The 22825-nt window shown below is 63.3% G+C and carries 18 protein-coding genes and 1 pseudogene; 10 read left to right on the top strand and 9 right to left on the bottom strand.

The annotated features are described in order from the left end of the window. The first annotated feature begins 12 nt into the window (after positions 1 to 12). Positions 13 to 1449 (top strand): S8 family serine peptidase, encoded by a 1437-nt coding sequence (locus tag AC0L17_RS10020; RefSeq protein WP_473515703.1) that lies wholly within the window; start codon positions 13 to 15, stop codon positions 1447 to 1449. Between the two features lie 150 nt (positions 1450 to 1599). Continuing rightward, the gene (locus AC0L17_RS10015; RefSeq protein ID WP_473515702.1) at positions 1600 to 3093 is read left to right on the top strand and encodes a hypothetical protein; all 1494 of its coding nucleotides are present in this window, start codon (positions 1600 to 1602) and stop codon (positions 3091 to 3093) included. 24 nt (positions 3094 to 3117) lie between these two features. Here the strand turns inward: AC0L17_RS10015 and AC0L17_RS10010 are convergent, their stop codons facing one another. After that, positions 3118 to 3417 carry a DUF3572 domain-containing protein gene (locus AC0L17_RS10010; RefSeq protein ID WP_027156292.1) on the bottom strand — a complete coding sequence of 100 codons (300 nt, stop codon included), beginning with the start codon at positions 3415 to 3417 and terminating at the stop codon, positions 3118 to 3120. Between the two features lie 249 nt (positions 3418 to 3666). Between AC0L17_RS10010 and AC0L17_RS10005 the strand changes: the two genes are divergently transcribed. Both AC0L17_RS10005 and AC0L17_RS10000 read left to right on the top strand, forming a co-directional pair. Continuing rightward, the gene (locus tag AC0L17_RS10005; RefSeq protein ID WP_287247952.1) at positions 3667 to 4023 is read left to right on the top strand and encodes a response regulator; all 357 of its coding nucleotides are present in this window, start codon (positions 3667 to 3669) and stop codon (positions 4021 to 4023) included. Between the two features lie 33 nt (positions 4024 to 4056). Next, positions 4057 to 5430, top strand: coding sequence for a PleD family two-component system response regulator (locus AC0L17_RS10000; protein WP_473515701.1), 1374 nt, complete (start codon positions 4057 to 4059; stop codon positions 5428 to 5430). A 386-nt stretch (positions 5431 to 5816) separates the two neighbouring features. Here the strand turns inward: AC0L17_RS10000 and rpmG are convergent, their stop codons facing one another. From rpmG to topA, 7 genes are all read right to left on the bottom strand, one after another. After that, positions 5817 to 5984, bottom strand: a complete 168-nt coding sequence (rpmG, locus tag AC0L17_RS09995) for a 50S ribosomal protein L33 (RefSeq protein ID WP_006201775.1) — start codon at positions 5982 to 5984, stop codon at positions 5817 to 5819. Between the two features lie 244 nt (positions 5985 to 6228). Beyond that, positions 6229 to 6684, bottom strand: coding sequence for a YqfO family protein (locus AC0L17_RS09990; protein WP_473515700.1), 456 nt, complete (start codon positions 6682 to 6684; stop codon positions 6229 to 6231). 104 nt (positions 6685 to 6788) lie between these two features. Next, positions 6789 to 7964 (bottom strand): MFS transporter, encoded by a 1176-nt coding sequence (locus tag AC0L17_RS09985; protein WP_023801086.1) that lies wholly within the window; start codon positions 7962 to 7964, stop codon positions 6789 to 6791. A 21-nt stretch (positions 7965 to 7985) separates the two neighbouring features. Continuing rightward, positions 7986 to 8720, bottom strand: coding sequence for an NUDIX hydrolase (locus tag AC0L17_RS09980; RefSeq protein ID WP_473515699.1), 735 nt, complete (start codon positions 8718 to 8720; stop codon positions 7986 to 7988). A gap of 73 nt (positions 8721 to 8793) precedes the next feature. Next, positions 8794 to 9246 (bottom strand): DUF983 domain-containing protein, encoded by a 453-nt coding sequence (locus AC0L17_RS09975; RefSeq protein WP_473515698.1) that lies wholly within the window; start codon positions 9244 to 9246, stop codon positions 8794 to 8796. Next, complete coding sequence (rnr, locus tag AC0L17_RS09970) at positions 9246 to 11552, bottom strand: ribonuclease R (RefSeq protein ID WP_473515697.1); 2307 nt, start codon at positions 11550 to 11552, stop codon at positions 9246 to 9248. Before rnr ends, AC0L17_RS09975 begins: the two co-directional genes overlap by 1 nt. A gap of 6 nt (positions 11553 to 11558) precedes the next feature. Continuing rightward, entirely contained in the window at positions 11559 to 14180 is a 2622-nt protein-coding gene (gene topA / locus AC0L17_RS09965) for a type I DNA topoisomerase (RefSeq protein WP_473515696.1), read from the bottom strand. Positions 14181 to 14595: 415 nt separating this feature from the next. On the opposite strand from topA, the gene AC0L17_RS09960 reads away from it, so the two are divergent. The 6 genes and pseudogenes from AC0L17_RS09960 (at position 14596) to AC0L17_RS09935 (ending at position 20618) form a co-directional block, all read left to right on the top strand. Further along, positions 14596 to 15342 (top strand): cytochrome c biogenesis CcdA family protein, encoded by a 747-nt coding sequence (locus AC0L17_RS09960; protein ID WP_473515695.1) that lies wholly within the window; start codon positions 14596 to 14598, stop codon positions 15340 to 15342. Positions 15343 to 15700: 358 nt separating this feature from the next. After that, entirely contained in the window at positions 15701 to 17062 is a 1362-nt protein-coding gene (gene glmU / locus AC0L17_RS09955; RefSeq protein WP_473515694.1) for a bifunctional UDP-N-acetylglucosamine diphosphorylase/glucosamine-1-phosphate N-acetyltransferase GlmU, read from the top strand. A 157-nt stretch (positions 17063 to 17219) separates the two neighbouring features. Further along, positions 17220 to 19043, top strand: coding sequence for a glutamine--fructose-6-phosphate transaminase (isomerizing) (gene glmS / locus AC0L17_RS09950; RefSeq protein ID WP_473515693.1), 1824 nt, complete (start codon positions 17220 to 17222; stop codon positions 19041 to 19043). A 118-nt stretch (positions 19044 to 19161) separates the two neighbouring features. Beyond that, positions 19162 to 19442 (top strand): annotated as a pseudogene (locus AC0L17_RS09945) (type II toxin-antitoxin system RelE/ParE family toxin). Positions 19443 to 19479: 37 nt separating this feature from the next. Further along, positions 19480 to 19779, top strand: a complete 300-nt coding sequence (locus AC0L17_RS09940; RefSeq protein ID WP_077383967.1) for a HigA family addiction module antitoxin — start codon at positions 19480 to 19482, stop codon at positions 19777 to 19779. An 80-nt stretch (positions 19780 to 19859) separates the two neighbouring features. Further along, entirely contained in the window at positions 19860 to 20618 is a 759-nt protein-coding gene (locus tag AC0L17_RS09935) for a DUF502 domain-containing protein (protein WP_473515692.1), read from the top strand. Here AC0L17_RS09935 and recG read toward each other — a convergent pair. Next, on the bottom strand, positions 20570 to 22681 hold the full coding sequence (gene recG, locus AC0L17_RS09930) for an ATP-dependent DNA helicase RecG (protein WP_473515691.1): 2112 nt from the start codon (positions 22679 to 22681) through the stop codon (positions 20570 to 20572). The two genes, AC0L17_RS09935 and recG, sit on opposite strands and share 49 nt — an antisense overlap. Between the last annotated feature and the right edge of the window lie 144 nt (positions 22682 to 22825).

Genomic DNA, 22825 nt, shown 5'->3' with positions numbered 1-22825 from the left:
GTGAGGGAGACCATGCGCGCCACCTCCTGGTTGAGACCAAAAGCCCTGCTGCTTTTCTGGGTCGCCGTCGCATTGCTCGTCGATCCTCAGGCGCCGGGCGGCCAGCTGGCGCTCGGCGAGTTCGGACCAAGATCAGCGTTGGCCGATCACGACGGTGGCGGTGACGATGGTGGCGACGATGGCGGTGGTGATGACGGCGGTCAGTCCGGCGCTTCGTCTGGTGGATCGAGAACGTCGTCGGGCCGATCGACCGGACCGAACCTGTTTCGCGCGCTGACGGATCGGTTTCGTCCGCGCCCGCCAAGGCGCAGCGGCAGGCGTGTGCAACGGCCAGCCGTCCCTTTGCCGTCTCGGGCGCCGGACCAGATCGTGGCGACCGGGCTGAGTTCGGCTGAGATCGGTCGGCTTCAGGCAACCGGCTTCACCGTACTGGACCGTGCCGACATTCAGCTTCTTGGATCGGAGCTGGTTCGGCTGCGCATTCCACCCAACATGCCGCTGGAGGCTGCGCGCGATCTTGTCATCGATGCCGCTCCGCAGTCGACGGCAGATTTCGTGCATTACTACCGGCCCGGACAGGAAGCTGAATGTGCCGGGCCGCACTGTGCCGCCGCGGGCCTGATCGGCTGGCCGGCCGGTAGCGGACTGCCAGCCGGCTGCGGTGGCAATGTCACGATCGGCCTTATCGACACCGCGATCAATCCTGCGCATGACGCCTTCTCGAAAGGCCGGGTCGAAGTTCTTCGCCTGTCGGACGACGGCGTTCCCGAGTCCGGCCGCCAGCACGGCACCGCCGTCGCGGCCCTGCTTGTCGGCGGCGCCGACAGCCGTACTCCCGGCCTGCTGCCGCATGCCAGGCTCATCGCGGTCGATGCGTTTCATCGGGGCGATCGCCAGGATGACCGCTCGGACGCCTACGATCTGCTTCGCGCGCTCGATCTTCTTTCGGCGCGCGGCGTGCAGGTGACGAATATGAGCCTGTCGGGTCCTGCGAATGCGCTTCTCGAGCAGGTTGTCCGAAGACTCTCCGAACGCGGCATGGTGATCGTCGCCGCCGCCGGCAATGGCGGCCCAAAAGCCGGGCCTGCCTATCCGGCGGCCTATGCTGAAGTGATCGCGGTGACGGCGGTCGACCGCATGAAACGCCCCTACAGGCGCGCCGGCCGCGGCGAGCATATCGATCTGGCCGCTCCCGGCGTCCAAGTGTGGACGGCCGCGTCGGTCAGCGGCGCACGGCCGAAGACCGGCACCTCCTTCGCGGCGCCCTTCGTCACCGCAGCCGCTGCCTTGATGAAATCTGCAAACGGCAACGCCACCGCAGCCGACATTCAAGACGCGCTCGGCAAGTCGGCGGAAGATCTCGGCGCGCCGGGCAAGGACGACGTCTTCGGCTGGGGCCTGCTCAATGCCAGTGCCGCTTGCCTCGTCACGTCGAAGAAGGCGACCTGAAGCTCCACTGTCGATGCCGGAGGATAGCGCGGAGGGCGAAGGCTGGTTATAGACCGGCTTCCAGCCCCAACGAGGGGATTGCACCCCGACGGTTTCCGATTACGGTTGCGGCTGGAGTTTTTACCACAGAAACAGCAACGGAGATTCTGCGTGAATCGTGTTCTGCCGGCCGTCTTTGTCCTCGCGCTCAGCGCGCCTGCCTTCGGCCAGACCGTCGACGGCGAGGGTGCCAAGCAGCTCTCCGAAAATCTGTCCCGCTATTTCGGCAGCAAGGCGATCGACAGCGGTTTCCTGAAGGTTTCGGTGGAAGGCGACGCCTACAAACTCGCCGTCGATTTCAAACCTGTCGTGGACCTGCTGGCGGCGCAGAATTCCTTCAAGTTCGACTTCAGCCCCTACGCATTGCTCGTCAAGCCAGGCAGCAACGGGACATGGAGCGTCTCGGCGGACGTGTCGCAAAGCGGGTCCTTCGAGTTCAAGGGGCCAGAGGGCCCGCAAAGCATGCAGTTCTCGATTACAGACGGCAAGTTTTCCGGCGTCTACGATCCCGAACTGGCGGCTTTCACCAGCGCCACACAGTCGATAGCCGGGATGACGATGAATTCCCGGGACGCCGTGCAGCGCGCCAAGGTGAGCACCGGCGCCGGTACGGCCACCATGAACGCAAGCAAAGCTGCGAATGGCGGCGTCGATTTCACCGCGACGCAGACGCTCGCCGATTTCGCCGAAGCGCTCGACTTTGACGATCCCAAGAGCGGGCTGAAATTCCCGCTCACGATCAAATCGCCAAACCTGTCGGTGAACGCGACCGGCAAAGGCGTGCGGACCAGGCCGCTTCTCGATCTGCTGGCATTTGCCGTCGCCAATGAAGACGAGGCCAGACTGAAGGCCAACCAGGCGCAGCTCAAATCGCTCCTGCTCGCCGCGCTGCCTCTGTGGGAGCGGATCGACGGAACCTACGGGTTCAAGGATCTCACCGTCGAAAGCCCGGTCGGGCTTTTCGGGGCGACTGAGCTGGACACAGGCTTCGGGACCGACGGCATCGCCCAGAACGGAGCAATCAACTACTCGATCAGGGCCGCGGGACTGAAGATCCCTAACAATCTCGCGCCCGCCTGGAGCACGGCGCTGCTGCCGACCGATGTCAATCTGAGTTTCGGCGGCGCCAATATCGATCTCGACAGCATGGCGAAGAAGGCGATCGAAGCCTTTGATCTGAACAAGAATCCACCGCTGCCGGCCGACTTCGGCGATACCTTGACCGCTGATTTCATGGCCAAGATGCCGAAATTTGTCATCGGCCACAGCACGGTGAAAAACGGCGATATGGAAATCGCGATGGAAGGCGAGATGACGTTCGCCGGCATGAAGCCGGAGGCCAATGTGACCATCGATATCGCAGGCTATGACAGGATCGTGGAAAGCCTGCAGGCGGCAGCGAAGTCGGAGCCGGAAGCCGCGCAATATGTGCCGGTGGCGCTTGCGATCAAGGGATTCGGCAAGACGCTGCCGGACGGCCGCATCGAATGGGTCGTCAACGGCAAGCCGGACGGTTCGGTCACCGTCAATGGTGTCATGGTGAAGCCGGCCGATCCGGTTGGGAATGATGAAGGCGACGACGGCGAAGAAGAAGCGACGCCGTAGGCGTTTTCGCGATCCGATCGTCGCTTATATCGAATGCTCATGGTCGTCGTCGCCCAGCGGCAGCGCCCGCAGCGCCTTGCCGACGGAAGCCGGCGGCGTGCCGGTTTCCGCCGCGAACCGCATGAGCGTCGGCTCGTGGGCGAGGATGAATTGCAGCACGCCGGCCAGGAATCCCGGCTCGCCGGCGGCCTGGCGGATCGAATGCGCCTCGATGCCGGTGATCGCCAGGAAGCGGGGCAGAAGTTCCGGATCGGCGGCGACGAAGCCCAATGCCTTCACGGCAATGGTTTCCGCTTCCTCGCGCATTGACCCTGGGTTTGCCATCACTACCTTCTTGTGGGTTGAATGAGTCTGTTTTTGGCAGTAATCGCAAGCGTCGCCTGCGGCAAGCCATCTGTCTCTGCAATGCGGAGTTCGCGGTGAAATCCGAAGCTTTTCCGGCAGCCGGTTTCCGTTTCGTCAATTATCTCGCGGTAGAGTTGAGCAGGGTTTGGTGCGTACCGGCGAGGGCGCATGGCGGCATCCTTCGAGCGGAAGGCAGGCCGGGACGGGAATTTGATGCCTAAGAAGGTCATGATCGTCGAGGACAACGAGCTCAACATGAAGCTCTTTCGCGACCTCATTGAAGCGAGCGGTTACGAGACGGTACGCACGCGCAACGGTCTGGAAGCGCTGGATCTGGCGCGACTGCACAAGCCGGACCTCATTTTGATGGACATCCAGCTGCCCGAAGTGTCGGGGCTGGAAGTGACCAAATGGCTGAAGGAGGACGACGACCTCCATGTCATCCCGGTCATTGCCGTCACCGCATTCGCGATGAAAGGCGATGAGGAGCGTATCCGCCAGGGTGGCTGCGAAGCCTATATTTCCAAGCCGATCTCGGTGCCGCGTTTCATCGAAACCATCAAATCCTACCTGGGCGACGCCTGATGCGCCCTTCCAGCCGAGCCGGAGCTTTATGAGATGACTGCACGGATCCTCGTCGTCGACGACATCCCTGCCAATGTCAGGCTGCTCGAGATCCGGCTGCTTGCCGAATATTTCGAGGTGCTGACCGCCACCAACGGGCCGGACGCGATCGAGACCTGTGAAAACGGCAAGGTCGATGTCGTATTGCTCGACGTGATGATGCCTGACATGGACGGGTTCGAAGTCTGCCGCCGGCTGAAGAGCGATCCGGCGACGTCGCACATCCCGGTTGTCATGATCACCGCGCTCGACCAGGTTTCGGACCGGGTGCGCGGCCTCGAGGCCGGTGCGGACGATTTTCTGACCAAGCCGGTCAACGATCTGCAATTGATGACCCGCGTCAAAAGCCTGGTCCGGCTGAAGACTTTGACCGATGAGCTGCGCCTGCGCGCCTCGACCACGCGCAATATCGGCATCGAGGAGCTGTTGAGCCGCAACTTCGCGTCCGCGGACACCACGCCGAAGGTTCTGCTGATCGACGAGCGCAAATCCTCCATTGAGCGCGTCCAGAAGATGCTGCGCAGCAGTGCCGACCTGGACATCGCCACCGATCCGCATGCCGGCTTCTTCCAGGCCGCCGAGACGCCCTATGAATGCGTGATGATCTCGACGGGTTTTGCCGATTTCGATCCGCTCAGGCTCTGCTCGCAACTGCGTTCGCTCGATCGCACCCGTTTCGTGCCGATCATCCTTCTGGCGGAGCAGGGTGAGGAGGGACGCATCGTCCGCGGCCTCGAGCTTGGCATCAACGATTATCTGATGCGTCCGATCGACCAGCATGAATTGACCGCGCGGCTGCGCACGCAGGTGCGCCGCAAGCGCTACAACGACCAGTTGCGCGCCAGCGTCACCCAGACCATCGAGATGGCGGTGACCGACCCGCTGACGGGATTGCACAATCGCCGTTACCTCGACAGCCATCTGCAGACACTGTTCGACCGCGCCGTGGCGCGGCGGCGGCCGCTGTCGGTGATGATCACCGATCTCGACCGCTTCAAGACCGTCAACGACACGCATGGCCATGACGGCGGCGACGAGGTGCTGCGCGAATTCGCGCGGCGGCTGCGCAAGAATGTGCGCGGCATCGATCTCGCCTGCCGCTTCGGTGGCGAGGAGTTCGTCGTGGTGATGCCGGACACGGACGGCGCGGTCGCCGAAAAGGTCGCGGAGCGTATTCGCGCCGAAATCGCCCAGATGCCGTTTGCCGTCGGTCAGGACGGCAAGACGATCGAGGTTACCGTCAGCGTCGGCGTGTCGTCGGTGCTGAAGGGTGTCGACTCGGTTGCCGGGCTGATGAAGCGGGCCGACCTCGCGCTCTACGAAGCCAAGAGCGCCGGCCGCAACCGGGTCGTCGCCAAGGCGGCGTAAAGTCCGATTATCCTGTCAATGTGACAGGGTTACGAATTTACCTTAACGCAAGCGATTCGGCGGGCTTGGTTAAGAAATTGTTGATTTTCGCAGGCTGTTGCGCAAATGTGCAGGCCGATGACGGGACCGGCGCCAGGGTAGATCGCCGGATCGATCCGAAGAATACCCCATGATTCAGGTCCGCCGCATCTCCTGGGTCCGTGGGGTCGGCCGGCCGGCGCTGGCACATAGTGGCCTCCTCGTACCGCTGCCAAACGCCGGCCGGCCCCCATTCTCAAAATGACATCAAGTCTCTGCGCCAAGCATTGGAAATTCTGGACTTTTCGAGCTTTGAAAACAAAAAAGCCGCCCACGGGGCGGCGTTTTTGTCTAGGCAGGAAAGCAGATTACTTGATCTTGGTTTCCTTGAACTCGACGTGCTTCTTGGCGACCGGATCGTATTTGCGGAACGACAGCTTGTCGGTCTTGGTGCGGCTGTTCTTGCTGGTCACGTAGAAGAAACCGGTGTCGGCGGTCGACAGAAGCTTGATCTTGATGTTTGCGGCTTTGGCCATTGTATCAGTCCATTATGTTCGTGGAGTCTTGGCCGCTGGAGCACGGGAAAACCACCCGGACGCGGGAAACTTGGCGCGACACATAAACAACGCGCCCGGAAAGTCAACCCTGTGAGGCGACCTCTTCCTTCTCCCCTTGTGGGAGAAGGTGGATCGGCGCGTAGCGCCGAGACGGAAGAGGGGTGTTGGACGGAGTGCTGTCGGTGCCAAACCGGAGCACCCCTCATCCGGCCGCGTTCCGATTCTACGCATCTTCTTTAACTGGAGCGGCCTTCTTCCAGTCTCCCGTGGTGTTCCACCAGCGGTTCGGGTTCGAGCGGTCGTCCAATCCCTTGGAGCGGCTGGCGAGGATCGGCTGGATGCGGATCACCGGCTCCTGATAGCTGTGGACCTGGAAGATCGCCTCGACGATGCGGGCGGCCAACGCCTGGTCGTCGGGCAGCTCGAACGACACTTCCACCGTGCCATGCCGTCTGCGCAATTCGGTCTCGCCGCCGGCGGCAGCACCTTCGAGCGCCCGGTAGCGCTCGATGCCGTGCGCCGACTGGTAGGCATTGCTGTCGTATTTGCCCGTGGTGAGCGGGGCGATCGCGACCACCGCTTCCATGATACGGTCGACATCGGAAGCCGGCGCCTGGAAGGTCACAAGCAGCAGCAATTCCATCCGCAGCGATTTCGTTTCAAACCCGGAGTCGATCATGGCGGCATCCTCAAACTCGTGGCGTGTTGCTGACAATCTACCCAGGTGCTGCTGACACGGTTATGTCAGCAGCTTTGCGCCACCTGAGGCATCGATCGGGTCTTTTACAGGATTTTTCGGATGAGCCTGGCGCCGACCAGCGCGATATAGAAGGCGAAGAACAAGCCGAGCGCCCAGCCGAAACCGGAGGGGCCGAAAAGGTCCATGCCGATGCCGATCGCCTGCGGGCCGAGCACCATGCCGACACCGTAGCAGAGCACGAAGGCAGCGTTGGCCGAGGCCAGGTCGTGGCCGGAAAGTTGCGAGCCGAGATGGGCCAGGCCGATCGTGTACATGGCCGCGACGACGCCGCCCCAGACGAACAGAAGCGCCGCCATTAGATGCCAGTTCTGCGCAAAGTGCGGCATGAAGATGGTGCCGGCAAGCCCGATGGTTGCACAGGCCAGAAGCAGATAACGGCGGTCGCTGACCCGGTCGCTGATCATGCCGAGCGGGATCTGCAACAGCACGTTGCCGAGGCCGATCATGGTGAGCAGCAGGGCGGCATCGGCCTCGGAGTAGCCGATGCGGTTGCCATAGACGGGAAACAGCGCAAAGCCACCGGTCTCGACCGCGCCGAACACCAGCACCGCAGCGGTCGCCGTTGGCACCAACCAGATGTAGCGCAGGAAGTTGCTGGTTTCGCCGTTGGATACGATCGTCGGGCTCTCGTTGCGGGCCGCCAGAACTGGAATGGCGGCCAGCGTCACCAGCGCCATGATGACGCCGAAGGGCAGGAAGCCAGCGCTGCCGAGTTGGGCGAACAGCCACGGCCCGGCGGCAAAGCCGAGCGACAGCACGGTGGCGTAGATGCCGAGGACGAGACCGCGCCGGTGCGGCGGCGCCGACGTGCTGATCCAGAATTCCGACAGGATGAAAAGCACCGTCAGCGCGATGTGCAGCAGGACGCGCAGCGGAAACCACATCCAGAAGTCCGGTGCGAAATGAAAGCCGACAAAGGCCAGCACTCCCGTGGCGATCATGGCGAGCATCGTCCTGGCTACGCCGAACCGCATCGCCAGCGGGGTGGCGAGCGGTGCGCCGGCGATCGAGGCGAGGCCGGCGACTGCGGTGTTGAAGCCGATCATCGACGCCGAATGGCCACGCGTTTCGAGAATGACGCTGAGCAGCGGCATGCCGAGGCCGATGGCGATGCCGACGACGCTGATCGACGAGATCGCCGCGATCATTGGCAGCCAATGGACGCGTTCTTCGACCTCTTGCTGGGTATCGACTGTCATGGGATGTGAATGCTCTATGTTCTACAGAATTTCGCGAACGAAGCGATTGCCGACAAGCCGGTAGAATGGCACGGAACCACCGGGGCGCAGCAGCGGATCGTCGACGAGCCGCTTTTCCAGCTCCCCCAGGATGGCCCTGGTGATGTCGGGCACATCAGCTTCTCTGGCCTTGGCGAGCGGCAGCCAGACCAGTTCCTCCAGCTCGTTGGTCGGACCGCCGTCCGGCAGCTCCACCGCAACGTCTTCACGCCAGGCGCTGAAGAAGCGCGTGTCGAAGCGCCGCACCCGGTTCGGCGGGGTGATGGCGCGCGCGATGAAGCGCAGCGCTTCCAGCGACGGCCTTACGCCGTGCTCGGCAAAACCCTGCCAATCGCGGCAGGCCGTGGCGAAGGCGCCCTTCTGGCCGATCAGCAGGCCGGCTTCTTCATAGGTCTCGCGAATCGCCGACAGCGCGATGGCGCGGGCGCGGGCCGGGCTGGTGCGGCCGACGCCGGCGGTCAGCCTCGCCTGCTCCTCAGGGTGCAGCGCTGTGGCAACGGGAATTCGGCTGTCGGCCGGATCGGTACGGCCACCGGGAAAGACGAATTTCCCCGGCATGAAGGCGTGACGGGCGTGGCGCCTGCCCATCAGCACCAGGAACTCGGCGCCCTTGCGGTCGAGCAGGATCAGCGTCGCGGCGTCGCGCGGGCGTATAGGACTGGCGTCGAGCGCGATCGGCTCAACCTTGTCGACTTCCGCCTTGATCATAACGTCCATGCGCACGACCTAGCGGAATCTTCTTCGATGCGAAAGTGGCGTCCAGCCATGCCGATTTGCGCCAGCCTCGGTTTCAAGCCTCGGGATGCGACTCGATCAGATCTTCTTCCCCGCCGAAGCCGTGCATATAGAACGCCCATTGCAGGCCGATGACGGCGCCCTTGACCGGTTGCAGCAAGACGATCGCCATGAGGATGGTCAGCGGCACCCAGATGGCAACGTGCTGCCATGTGGACAGAGTGGAGGTCGCTTCGACACCCATGAAGGCGCCGAGCACGACGTGGCCGACGATGGCCACCACCAGATAGGCCGGCAGGTCGTCGGCGCGGTGGTGATGAAGCGCCTCACCGCAATGGTCGCATGTATCGACGGTCTTGACGAAGGCACGAAACAGCTTTCCCTCGCCGCAATGCGGGCAGCGGCCAAACGCGCCACGCTTCATCGCCGTCCATAGCGGGCGGGCGATCCGGCCCGAGTGCTGTTCGCCGCCGAAAACCTGTTCGTTCATTTTCAGATCGCTTGGCATTACCGTCTCCTGCCGCGCGAGCCTGGACGCGATTGCGACGCACGGGCGCGGCCCTTGGCCTTGTGAAACGACCGTTTGGAGCCGGGCAGCGGCTTTGGGTCGGTCAGCATCTCGAAACGCATCGCGCCGGCCATAGGCGCCACCTCGATCAGGCGAACCTCGACGCGGTCGGCAAGCTGATAGCCCTTGCCGGTGCGTTCTCCGAAAAGCGATCGGGCAGTTTCGTCGTATATATAGTAATCGCCGCCCAGACTTGACACCGGAATGAAACCATCTGCGCCATACTGCGGCAATTGGACAAATAGTCCCGATTTGGTGACGCCCGAAATGCGTGCATCGAAGCGATCGTCGACACGCTCTGCCAGATACGCGGCGATCAGCCGGTCGATCGTGTCGCGCTCGGCCGCCATGGCGCGGCGCTCGGTGGCTGAGATCAGCGCAGAAACTTCTTCCAGCCGCTCCGCTTCATCCTGCGTCAGTCCGCCTGCACCGAAGCCGAGCGCGGCAATCAGCCCGCGATGCACGATCAAGTCGGCATATCTGCGGATCGGCGAGGTGAAGTGCGCATAGCGTTTCAGGTTGAGGCCGAAATGGCCGATATTGCTTGGCGAATATTCGGCCTGCATCTGCGTGCGCAGCACCACCTCGTTGACCAGCCCCTCATGGTCGGCACCGCGGACGCGATCCAGAATGCCGTTGAACTGGTTGGGCCGCATCTGGGCGCCGCGCGCCAGCGACAGGCCAAGCGTTTGCAGGAATTCACGCAGCGATTCCTGCTTGGCGAGCGAAGGTGCGTCATGGATGCGGTAGACCAGCGCCTGTCGTTTCGCCTCCAGCGTCTCGGCCGCCGCGACATTGGCCTGGATCATGAATTCTTCGATCAGCTTGTGCGCGTCGAGCCGCTCCGGCACGACGACGCGGTCGACGGTGCCGTCCTCCTTGAGCAGGATTTTCCGCTCCGGCAGTTCGAGCTCGAGCGGCTGGCGCGTCTCACGACCGCGCTTCACCACGGCATAAGCATCCCACAGCGGCTTCATCACCGTGTCGAGAATCGGGCCGGTCTTGTCGTCCGGCGCGCCGTCGATCGCGGCCTGCGCCTGGCGATAGGCGAGTTTTGCCGCCGATTTCATCATGATGCGGTGGAACGAATGCCTGAGCTTGCGGCCATCGGCCGAAAAGGTCATGCGGACCGCCAGCGCCGGGCGGTCCTGGCCTTCGCGCAGCGAACAAAGGTCGTTGGAGATGCGCTCCGGCAGCATCGGCACGACGCGATCCGGGAAATAGACCGAGTTGCCGCGCTTCAGCGCCTCGCGGTCGAGCGCGGTGCCATAGCGCACATAAGCGGCGACATCGGCAATCGCCACGGTAACGACCACGCCGCCGGGGTTCTTCTCGTCCGGATCTGCTGTCGCGAACACGGCGTCGTCATGGTCCTTGGCGTCGGCCGGATCGATGGTGACCAGCGGCAGCTCGCGCCAGTCTTCACGGCCGGCCAACGTCGCCGGTTTGACCGCCTCCGCCTCGGCGATGACGTCTGCCGGGAAAATATGCGGAATGTCGTGCGCGTGGATGGCGATCATCGAGACCGCCTTTTCGCTGGTCAGCGAACCCAGCACCGCCAGCACCTTGGCCCTGGGCAGCCCGTAGCGGGAGGCCCGCGCCGGCTCGACCTCGACCAGATCGCCGTTCTTGGCGCCGTTCTGGAATTCCTTGTCGACGACCAGCTCCGGCTGGCGTCGTTCGACAGGCTCGATGCGGAAGGTACCGTCCTGCAGCACGCGAAAAACGCCGAGAACGGCATCGGTGCGCTTCTCGAAGATCTTCATCACCCGCCCGGTATAGGCAGGGCCGGTCGGGTCATCGGTTGGAAAGGTCTTGGCCAGCACGCGGTCGCCAATGCCCGGTGTCGGGCTGCCACCGCCGCGCGACACGCGGATCGCTATGACAGGAGGCTCGCCGTTGCCCACGGCTTCGGTCGGGTGCGCCAAAAGCAAGCCGTCGGCGTCGCGGCCAAAGATGTCGAGCACGGCAACATGGGCGAGGGCGCCGACGCGGGCGAGCCGCTTGCGCTCCTTGGTCAGCAGGCCCTCATCCTGCAAGTCGCGCAAAACATCCTTCAGCCAGATACGGTCTTCGCCGCGCAGCGCAAACGCCTTGGCGATGTCGCGTTTGCCTGAGCGATCCGGATTTTCGGCGATATAGCGCAGGATTTCGTCGCGGGACGGCCGGTAATCATCCTTGACCTTGGCCCGGGTGTCGGCGGTGCGCAGATCGCCATGACTTCTTCCGGATACCCTGCGCGCCACGATGCACTATCCCTTTCTGTTGGCCACTTTCTTGGCCGCCGGTTTCTTGGCCGCAGGCTTTTTGGCAGGTGCGGCCGCTTTGCGGAAGGGCTTTCTGCCGTTGCCGCCCTTGGCTTCCTTCTCGGCAATCAGCGCCACCGCCTCCTCGATCGTCACCGACTGCGGGTCCTTGCCCTTCGGCAGCGTCGCATTGACCTTGCCGAAATTGACATAGGGCCCGTATTTGCCGTCACGCACGACGATCTTGCCGCCGCCCGCCGGATGCTCGCCAAGTTCCTTCAAGGCGGCGGGCGTGCCGCCATTGCGACCGCCGGGGCCCTTCAATTGCTTCTCGGCGATCACCGACACGGCGCGGTTGAGACCGATCGAGAACACGTCCTCGATATTGTCGAGATTGGCGTAGGTGCCGTCGTGCAACACGAACGGACCGTAGCGCCCCAGCCCGGCCGAGATCATCTTGCCGGATTCCGGATGCTTGCCGACGTCGCGCGGCAGCGACAGCAGGGCGAGGGCTTTTTCGTGGTCGATCGAATCGACGGTCCAGCCCTTGGGCAGGCTGGAGCGCTTGGCTTCCTTGCCGTCGCCGCGCTGGACATAGGGCCCGAAACGACCGCTGCGCAGCGTGATTTCCTCCGCCGTGTAGGGGTCCTTGCCCAGCACCTTGGTGCCGTCCTCGCCATTGCCGTTTTCGGCATTCGGGTTGGCGGCGTCGCCGAGCTGGCGGGTGAAGGAGCATTCGGGATAGTTCGAGCAGCCGACAAAGGCGCCGAATTTGCCGAGCTTCAGCGACAGGTTGCCGGTGCCGCATTTCGGGCAGATGCGCGGGTTCGAACCGTCTTCCCGCGCCGGAAACACCAGCGGCGCCAGTTCCTCGTTGAGGGCGTCGAGCACATCGGTGACGCGCAATTCCTTGATATCGGCGACGGCGCCTGAAAAATCCTTCCAGAAATCGCGCAGCACATCCTTCCAGGCGAGCTTGCCGTCGGAAATCTCGTCGAGTTTTTCCTCGAGCGAGGCGGTAAAATCATATTCGACATAGCGCTCGAAGAAGCTTTCGAGGAAGGCCGACAACAACCGGCCCTTGGCCTGCGGCAACAGCTTGCGCTTGTCCATACTGACGTAGTCGCGGTCCTCCAGCGTCTTCAGAATCGCCGTGTAGGTCGACGGCCGGCCGATGCCGAGCTCTTCCAGCTTCTTGATCAGCGAGGCTTCCGAATAGCGCGGCGGCGGTTCTGTGGTGTGCTGGGTGGCGTTGATCGCCTCGCGCTCGAGTTGTTCGCCGGCACGGATCTCGGGCAGACGGCGGTCTTCCTCGTCTTCCGCATCCTCGTCCTTCTGGTCGGTGTAGGCGGCAATGAAGCCATCGAAGCGAACGACCGAACCGACGGCGCGAAGCTCCGCGCTGCGGGCGCCGTTGACCGCCTCGATCTCGACCGTGGTGCGCTCGATCTCGGCTGGCTGCATCTGGCTGGCGATGGCGCGTTTCCAGACAATCTCGTAAAGCCGCGCCTGGTCGGCATCGAGATATTGCCTGACCGAAGCCGGCGTGCGCATGAAATCGGTCGGGCGGATCGCTTCGTGCGCTTCCTGGGCGTTCTTGGCCTTGGTGGTGTAGTTGCGCGGCTTTTCGGGCAGGTATTTTGGGCCGAACTCTTTTGCGATCGCATCGCGCGCGGCTGATATCGCCTCGGGCGCCATCTGCACGCCGTCGGTTCGCATATAGGTGATCAGGCCGGTGGTCTCGCCGCCGATGTCCATGCCTTCATAGAGCCGCTGCGCCACCTGCATGGTGCGGCTTGCCGAAAAACCGAGGCGCGAGGAGGCGGCCTGCTGCAGCGTCGAGGTGGTGAAGGGCGGGCCTGGATTGCGCCTGGTCGGCTTGGCTTCGACCGACAGCGCCTTGAAGGTCGCGCCATCCAGCATCGCCTTGATGTCGTCGGCCTGCGCCTTGTTCGAAATGTCGAGCTTTTGCAGTTTCTTGCGATCGAAGGCAGTCAGCCGCGCCTCGAAATTATCCTTGCGCGGCGTGCCGAGAATGGCGGCGATCTGCCAGTATTCCTCGCGGATGAAGCGCTCGATTTCCAATTCGCGGTCGCAGACGAGGCGCAGCGCCACCGACTGGACGCGGCCGGCGGAGCGGGCGCCCGGCAGCTTGCGCCACAGCACGGGCGACAGCGTGAAGCCGACGAGATAGTCGAGCGCGCGGCGGGCGAGATAGGCGTCGACCAGCGGCGCATCGATCTGGCGCGGATTGGCCATCGCTTCCAGCACCGACGATTTGGTGATGGCGTTGAAGACGACGCGGCTGACCGGCTTGTCCTTCAGCGCGCGCTTCTGCTTCAGCACTTCCAGAACGTGCCAGGAAATGGCTTCGCCCTCACGGTCCGGATCGGTGGCGAGGATCAGGCCGTCGGCGTCCTTGACCGCCTTGGCGATGTCGGCAAGACGTTTGCTCGAGGCGGTGTCGACAGCCCAGGACATGGCAAAATCCTCGTCCGGACGCACCGAGCCATCCTTGGCCGGCAGATCGCGGACGTGGCCGAACGAGGCCAGGACCTTGTAGTTCTTTCCGAGATACTTGTTGATTGTCTTCGCTTTGGCCGGCGATTCGACGACGACGACGTCCATGAGGTCTCATATCAGCTGTGGTGCGGCAGAAGAATTCCGCTGCGCGCGACGAAATCTCGTATAATTGTCGCTCACATGGCCGTGCTTTTGCATCCGGTCAAGGGCAAGCGCCCAAAATGCAGTCCTGCATTGAGGGGTGCGTCATGTGATATCCGCAATCCTGGATAGTGAGAGCGGCTGCCCTGATCGTTGGACAAACCGGCAATGAATCCGGGAGAACGGGACAAATACTTCCGCCGATATAAGAGAAACATCGATCACGCGCCAGCCCTGGTTTGAAGAGACGGCAGGCATGATGCGACGTTGACGGGCGAGACAGGCGTGGCAAGCGGCCGTGCGACTTGCCACGCGATGGTGATTGGCGGATCGGCGCGGTCGCGGCTATATGGCAGCGCAAACCATCAGGAGTTCGGGAATGGCGTTGGATATCGGCTATGTCAGCGCAGTCGGGGCGGGGGCGATCTCGTTCCTGTCGCCTTGCGTGCTGCCGCTGGTGCCGCCCTATCTCTGCTATATGGCCGGCGTGTCGGTCGATGATTTCCGCGGCAATGCCGGCGTCACCGCCAGGGCCGACGCACGCGGCGCGCTGCTTTTTGCCTCGATCGCCTTCGTTCTCGGCTTCTCGACCGTCTTCGTGGCGCTGGGCGCCGGCGCCTCGACCATCGGCCGGCTGCTGCGCGTCTGGCAGGAGCCGCTGGCGATGGCGGCTGGCGTGCTCATCATCCTGATGGGGCTGAATTTTCTCGGCATATTGCGCATCCCGCTGCTGTCGCGTGAGGCGCGCTTCCAGTCACAGGGCAAGCCGGCCAGTATCGTTGCCGCTTATGTCATGGGACTGGCCTTCGCCTTCGGCTGGACACCCTGTATCGGACCGGTGCTGGGGCCGATCCTGACGCTGGCCGGCGGCCGCGAGACGGTGGGCGAGGGAGCGGCTCTGCTTGCCGCCTATTCGCTCGGCCTCGGCATACCGTTCTTGATCGCGGCGCTGTTTTCCGGCGCTTTCATGCGCTTTCTCGCAAAATTCCGCGTCCATCTCGGCCGCGTCGAAAAGGCGATGGGCGGGCTGCTGGTCGTCGCCGGCGTGTTTTTCCTGACCGGAGGCGTGCAGGCCGCGTCCTACTGGCTGCTGGAGAATTTCCCGGTGCTGGGGCAGTTGGGGTGAAATTGGATCAATGCTGTCGCAAATTGGTGTTGCCGGCCCGCAATCGCTTCAGGTCTGCGCTGCCCCTCATCGCCCTGCCGGGCACTTCTCCCCGTATAGTGACGTATAGTGACGGGGAGAAGGGACGCCTTCGCAGAGGATTTCGCCAATCTCCAACGCTGCAGAAAGAGCGCCAAGGTTGCGGCCAGCCCTCTTCTCCCCGTCACTATACGGGGAGAAGGTGCCGGCAGGCGGATGAGGGGCAGCGCCGAGTTCGAAAATTGGACTGCCGCAAGTCTCACCGGAATTTAACCGCATTGGTGCAGCATGGCGCCAATCCATGCCTTGATTCCCAACCCTTTTCATATGGTCGCATTCCATGAGCCAGAGAACCTGCCTGTCCGTCATCCTCGCCGCCGGCGAGGGCACGCGCATGAAAAGCGCTGTGCCAAAAGTGCTGCACCCGATCGCCGGCCTGCCGATGGTCGCCCATGTCGTCAAGGCTGCGGAAGCCGCAGGCAGCGGTGATCTGGCGCTGGTGATCGGCCATGGCGCCGACGAGATGCGCAAGGCCACGCAAAAATTCGCGCCGAAGGCGGAGACCTTCGTCCAGGACAAGCGGCTCGGCACGGCGCATGCCGTTCTGGCGGCTCGCGACGCGATCTCAAACGGTTACGACGACATCCTCGTCATGTTCGGCGACACGCCGCTGATCGACCCGGAGGTGCTGAGTGCTGCGCGTCTGAAACTGGCCGAAGGCGCTGCCGTCGTTGTGGTCGGCTTCCGCACGTCAAATCCGTCCGGCTATGGCCGGCTGATCGAAAAAGGCGGCAAGCTCATCGCCATCCGCGAGGAAAAGGACTGCACCGACGAGGAGAAGAAAATCACCTTCTGCAATGGCGGTCTGATGGCGGTTGCCGGCAAGCACGCGCTGCAGCTGCTCGACCAGGTCGGCAACGACAACGCCAAGGGCGAATACTATCTCACCGACATCGTCGAGATCGCGGGCGGGCAAGGCCTTAATGTCATCGCGGCAGAAGCCGGCTTCGAGAATGTGCTCGGCATCAACAACCGTGCCGAACTCGCTGCGGCCGAAGGCATCTGGCAGGCGCGCCGGCGGCGCGAGGCCATGCTCTCCGGGGTTTCCCTGATCGCGCCCGAAACCGTCTTCTTTTCATACGATACCGAGATCGGCGCCGACACGATCGTCGAGCCCAATGTCTGGTTCGGGCCGAGCGTGACAATCGCCACCGGTGCCAGGATCCATGCCTTCAGCCATATTGAAGGCGCCACGATCGCTTCGAATTGCGCTGTCGGTCCGTTTGCGCGGCTGCGGCCGGGTTCCGATCTCAAGCAAAAAGCCAAGGTCGGCAATTTCTGCGAGGTCAAGCAGGCGACGGTCGAGGAGGGCGCCAAGGTCAATCACCTGACCTATATCGGCGATGCCCGCGTCGGCGCCGGCGCCAATATTGGCGCTGGAACCATCACCTGCAATTATGACGGCTACTCGAAATTCTTCACCGACATCGGCGAAGGCGCCTTCGTCGGCTCGAATTCGTCGCTGGTGGCGCCTGTCACAATCGGCAAGGGCGGCTACGTCGCTTCGGGCAGCGTGATCACCGAAAGCGTGCCCGACGATGCGCTCGCCTTCGGCCGCGCCCGCCAGAGGACGCTGCCCGGCAAAGGCAAGGAATTGCGCGAGCGTTTTGCTTCGGCTGCGGCTGCCCGGAAAAAAGGCTAGCCTGGCTGCGGTAATCGGATTGCAAGCGCACTCGGTCATGGTGCATCTGTGCAGAACCGTTCCGGCTGATACGGAACGAAACGCAAAGTGATTTTCGCGGCTGCCCGGCCAACCCTAAATGGCGCCGGGTTTTCAGCCGGAATCGGGGGCAACGTCTATGTGCGGTATCGTCGGAATTGTCAGTCACTCGCCGGTCGCGCCGCTCATCGTCGATGCGCTGAAAAGGCTCGAGTATCGCGGCTATGATTCGGCCGGCGTCGCCACCGTCGAGCACGGCCAGCTGGCGCGTCGCCGCGCCGAGGGCAAGCTGATTAATCTCGAACGCCGGCTGAAGGACGAACCGCTCGACGGCATGATCGGCATCGGCCACACGCGCTGGGCGACGCATGGCGTGCCCAACGAGACCAATGCGCATCCGCATTTTTCCGATGGCGTCGCCATCGTCCACAACGGGATCATCGAGAATTTCGCCGAATTGCGCGACGAGCTGATGCGCGACGGCTACACATTTTCATCGCAGACCGATACCGAGGTCGTCGCACATCTGGTGGGGCGCGAACTGGCCAGGGGCCTGCAGCCGGTCGAGGCCGCGCACCAGGCGCTGAAGCGGCTGGAAGGCGCCTTTGCGCTGGCCATCATGTTCAGGGGAGACGAGGATCTCATCGTTGGCGCGCGCAACGGCCCGCCGCTGGCCGTAGGCCATGGCGATGGCGAGATGTTTTTGGGCTCCGACGCCATCGCGCTTGCCCCCTTCACCAATTCGATCACCTATCTGGAGGACGGCGACTGGGCGGTGGTGCGCCGTAACGACGTCGCCATCTTCGACATGGACGGCAACAAGGTCGACCGCAAGCGCCAGCAGTCGCTTAGCACCAGCTTCATGGTCGACAAGGGCAACCGGCGCCATTTCATGGAGAAGGAAATCCATGAACAGCCCGAGGTGATCTCGCACACGCTGGCGCATTATGTGGATTTCGTTGGCGGCGTCTCGAAGCCGCTCGACCTGCCGTTCGATTTCGCCAAAATCGACCGGCTGGCGATTTCGGCCTGCGGCACTGCCTATCTGGCCGGCCTGATCAGCAAATACTGGTTCGAGCGCTATGCGCTGCTGCCGGTCGACATCGATGTCGCTTCGGAATTCCGTTACCGTGAAATGCCGCTGTCGAAGACAGACGCCGCCTTCTTCATCTCGCAATCGGGCGAGACCGCCGACACGCTGGCCTCGCTGCGCTATTGCCGCAAAGCCGGCATGAAGATCGGCGCGGTCGTCAATGTCCGCGAATCGACGATGGCGCGCGAATCCGACGTCATCCTGCCGACGCTGGCCGGGCCGGAGATCGGCGTCGCCTCGACCAAGGCCTTCACCTGTCAATTGTCGGTGCTGGCCTCGCTTGCCGTGCGGGCCGGCGTGGCGCGCGGTACGATTTCGCAGGAACAGGAAACGACGCTGGTCCGCCAACTGTCGGAAGCGCCGCGCTATGCCAACCAGGTCCTGAAACTCGACGGCCAGATCGAAAAGGTCGCGCGCGACCTCTCGCACTACAAGAACGTGCTCTATCTTGGCCGCGATACCAATTTCCCGCTGGCCATGGAAGGCGCGCTGAAGCTCAAGGAAATCTCCTATATCCATGCCGAGGGCTATGCTGCCGGCGAGCTGAAGCACGGGCCGATCGCGCTGATCGACGAGAACATGCCGGTGATCGTCATTGCCCCGCATGACCGGATTTTTGAAAAAACCGTGTCGAACATGCAGGAAGTGGCGGCGCGCGGCGGCAAGATCATCCTGATCACCGACAGCAAGGGTGCCGCGCACGCCACGGTGAAGACGATGGAGACGATCGTGCTGCCGGACGTGCCGGAAATCATCTCGCCGATCATCTACGCGCTGCCAATCCAGATGCTGGCCTATTTCACCGCGGTGTTCATGGGTACCGACGTCGACCAGCCGCGCAACCTGGCGAAATCGGTGACGGTGGAGTAAGGGCTGGCAAGTTTCGACCAGCTGCCGATAGGTCCGGTGACGGTTAGTATCAGTTATTGATACATATTTCTTGCACGCCCTCGTGTATCAATTTATGATACGTGACGAGGGGCAGAAATTGATCGTTTCGTTCAAAGGCAAGGCGGTGGAAGCGGTTGCCGAGGGGAAGGCCCGAAGGGTTTTCCACCCGATCTGGTTGCCCGTGGCGAACGTCGTCTTCGTGCTATCGCCAATGCCGCCCAATTGAATGACCTTAGATCGCCACCCGGAAACCACCTTGAAGCCCTGAAAGGGAGTAGAGCTGGGCAGCATTCTATCCGTATCAACGACCAATGGCGCATCTGCTTCAGATGGACTGATGCTGGCGCCGAGGATGTGGAGATCGTCGACTACCATTGAGTGGGCACTTGCCCTAATCCTTCGAGGTTCCTGAACCATGCTCAAGTTCGCACGTCCAATTCACCCCGGAGAATTCCTGCGCGAGGAATATCTCCTCCCGCTTGGCATGAGCGCTGGCGCGCTGGCGAAGAAGCTTAATCTTCCGCGCACTCGTATCGAACGCATTGCCAAGGAAGAGATCGGCTTGACTCCCGATACCGCGCTTCGCCTCGCCAGGTTCTTCAACACCACGCCGGAATTCTGGATGAATTTTCAGCAGGCCTATGAGCTCGAAACCGAGGCACGGAAACTCGCGCCTGAGCTCGAGAAGATCGAGCCGCTGGAAGTCGCGGCATAGTTGATCATTTAAAAAATTCGCAGTTCCAAAGCCGGATGCGGTTCATTAATGTCGCGCCGCAATCAGCGCTGCGGTGAACCATGTCCGATGCTTCCAAGACCTCAGGCATGACCCGGCTGCGGAATTACTTTCTGACAGGCTTTGTCGTCTGCGCGCCGCTGGCGATCACCGCCTACATCGCCTGGTCGTTCATCGGCTGGGTCGATTCCTGGGTGAAACCCTATATTCCGGCGCGTTACAACCCCGATAGCTATCTGCCGGCGCCGGTTCCGGGATTCGGGCTGATCGTCGCCTTGATCCTGATCACCCTGATCGGGTTCCTGACCGCCAATATCGTTGGCCGGGCTATCGTCTTGTTCGGTGAGCGGCTGCTCGGCCGCATGCCGCTGGTGCGCGGCATCTATGGGTCGCTGAAGCAGATCTTCGAGACCGTGCTGTCGAACAAGGGCGACATGTTTCGCCAGGTCGGGCTGGTCGAATACCCGCGCAAGGGCGTCTGGTCGCTGGTGTTCGTCGCCGGCGAGAAGGAGACCGAGATCAACCAGAAGCTCGACCAGGAGGGTGATCCGCTGATCGCGGTGTTCATGCCGTGCACGCCCAACCCGACCACCGGCTTCCTGATGTATGTGCCGAAATCCGATATCGTGCTGCTCGACATGACGATCGAGGACGGCGCCAAGCTGATCGTTTCGGCAGGCCTGGTGGCACCGGCGGTCAAGACGAAAATGGTGACGTTGAACGGCAAGCCGATCGGCGTTCAGGTCGGCAATCCGCCGGTCGACGCCGAGCCTCAGCCGGCGCGCAAGAGCCGCACCGCCTCGTCGCGGCCGAACAAATAAAGCAGCATGCGAAGGGCCGCGCCGCGTTCGGATTGCAGTTCCGGATCGCGCGACAGGATCAGCCGCGCGTCGTCGCGGGCGGCTTCGAGCAGGTCGGCATGCGCCTCGATGCGCGCCACCTGGAAGCCAGGTGTGCCGGACTGGCGGGTGCCGAGCAACTCGCCTTCGCCACGCAGTTTCAGATCCTCCTCGGCGATGCGAAACCCGTCCTCGGTCTCGCGCATCACTGACAGCCGGCGCGTTGCCGTCTCGCCGAGCGGATCCTTGTAGAGCAGCACGCAGGACGACGGTTTTTCGCCGCGACCGACCCGGCCGCGCAACTGGTGCAACTGAGCGAGGCCGAAGCGCTCGGCATGCTCGATGACCATGATCGTCGCATTCGGCACATCGACGCCGACCTCGATGACCGTGGTGGCGATCAGGATGCGTGTCTCGCCGGCCTTGAAGGCGCGCATAGCCTCGTCTTTTTCGGCGCCCTTCATGCGGCCGTGCACCAGGCCGATCCGGTCGCCGAACAGCGGCTTCAAGGAGGCAAAACGGTCCTCCGCCGACATCAGCTTGATCTCTTCGGATTCCTCGACCAGCGGACAGATCCAATAGATCTTCTGGCCGTCGGCGACGGCGTCGCGCATGCGGCCGACCAGTTCGTCGAGCCGCTCGAGCGGCAGGGTGACGGTGCGGATCGGCTGGCGCCCGGCCGGCTTTTCCGTCAGCTTCGACACATCCATGTCGCCGAAAGCAGTCAGCACCAGCGTGCGCGGGATCGGCGTCGCCGTCATCACCAACATGTCGGGCGCGTCGCCCTTCGCGGTGATCGCCAGCCGCTGGTGGACGCCAAACCGGTGCTGCTCGTCGATGACGGCAAGGACCAGGTCGTGGAACGTCACCGTTTGCTGGAACAGCGCGTGGGTGCCGACGACGATGTCGATATCGCCACTGGCCAGGCCGGTCAGCGTCTCGGCGCGCTCGCGGCCCTTTTCGCGGCCGGTGAGGATGGCGATGCGCAGGCCGGCTTGTTCGGCCAACGGCGCAATCGTCGCAAGATGCTGGCGCGCCAGGATTTCGGTCGGCGCCATCAATGCCGCCTGGCCGCCGGCCTCGACAGCGCGCGCCATGGCGAGCAGCGCGACAACTGTCTTGCCTGAGCCGACATCACCCTGCAGCAGGCGCAGCATGCGTTCGGGGTCACCGAGATCGGCATTGATTTCGGCAAGCGCCATTTCCTGCGAATTGGTCAGCGAATAGGGAAGGGCGGCGCGCAGCTTTTCGACGAAGCGGCCGTCGCCGACCAGCGGTCGGCCGGACAGGCGGCGGACTTTTGCGCGCACCAGCGCCAGCGACACCTGGCCTGCCAGAAACTCGTCATAGGCGAGACGCCGCCAGGCCGCGCCGTCGACGGACACGTCGATCGGGTCGGCGGGATTGTGGATGCGGGCAAGCGCGTCGCCGAAGGCGGGAAAGCTGCGGCGGCGCAGAAACTCATCCTCCTGCCATTCCGGCAGCACCGGCAAGCGAGCGAGCGCCTGGCCGATTGCCCGGCGCAGCACTTTTCCCGAGAGCCCGGCGGTGAGCGGATAGACCGGCTCGACCAGCGGCAGGTTTTCCGCTTCGCTGGCCAGCGCGATGTGGTCGGGATGAACCATGGTCGGGCGGCCGTTGAACCATTCCATGCGGCCGGAGACCACGACATGCTCGCCCTCGGGCATTGCTTTTTCGAGATAGGCAGCGTGCGCATGGAAGAAGGTCAGCGCGATCTCGCCGGTGTCGTCATGGGCGTAAACCCGGTACGGCACCGATCTGTTGCCGCGCGGCGGCGGCTGGTGGCGATCGATGCGCACTTCCAGGGTGACGATCGCGCCTTCAGCCGAACCGGCGATGCCCGGCCGGTTGCGGCGGTCGATCACCGAATGCGGCAGCACGAACAGAAGATCGCCGGCACGTGCGGGGCGGCGATCACCAAGATCGGCCGGCACGATTTTCTCGATCAGTGCGCCGACCTTCGGCCCGACGCCGGCAAGCGAGGTGATCGGGACAAACAGCGGATCGAGGAGGGAAGGTCTCATGGGTGTCGGCGCTCACCCCCCTGGGGGGGGGGGGGCGGGGGGGGGGGGGGCGGGGGGGGGGGGGGGGGGGGGGGGGGGGGGGGGGGGTTGGGGCGGGGGGGGGGGGGGGGCCCCCCCCCCCCGGGGGGGGGGGCCCCCCCCCCG

The sequence above is a fragment of the Mesorhizobium sp. WSM4829 genome, assembly GCF_055811475.1.
Note: the sequence above shows the minus strand (reverse complement) of the source record. Positions and strands in the feature narration are given on the sequence as shown.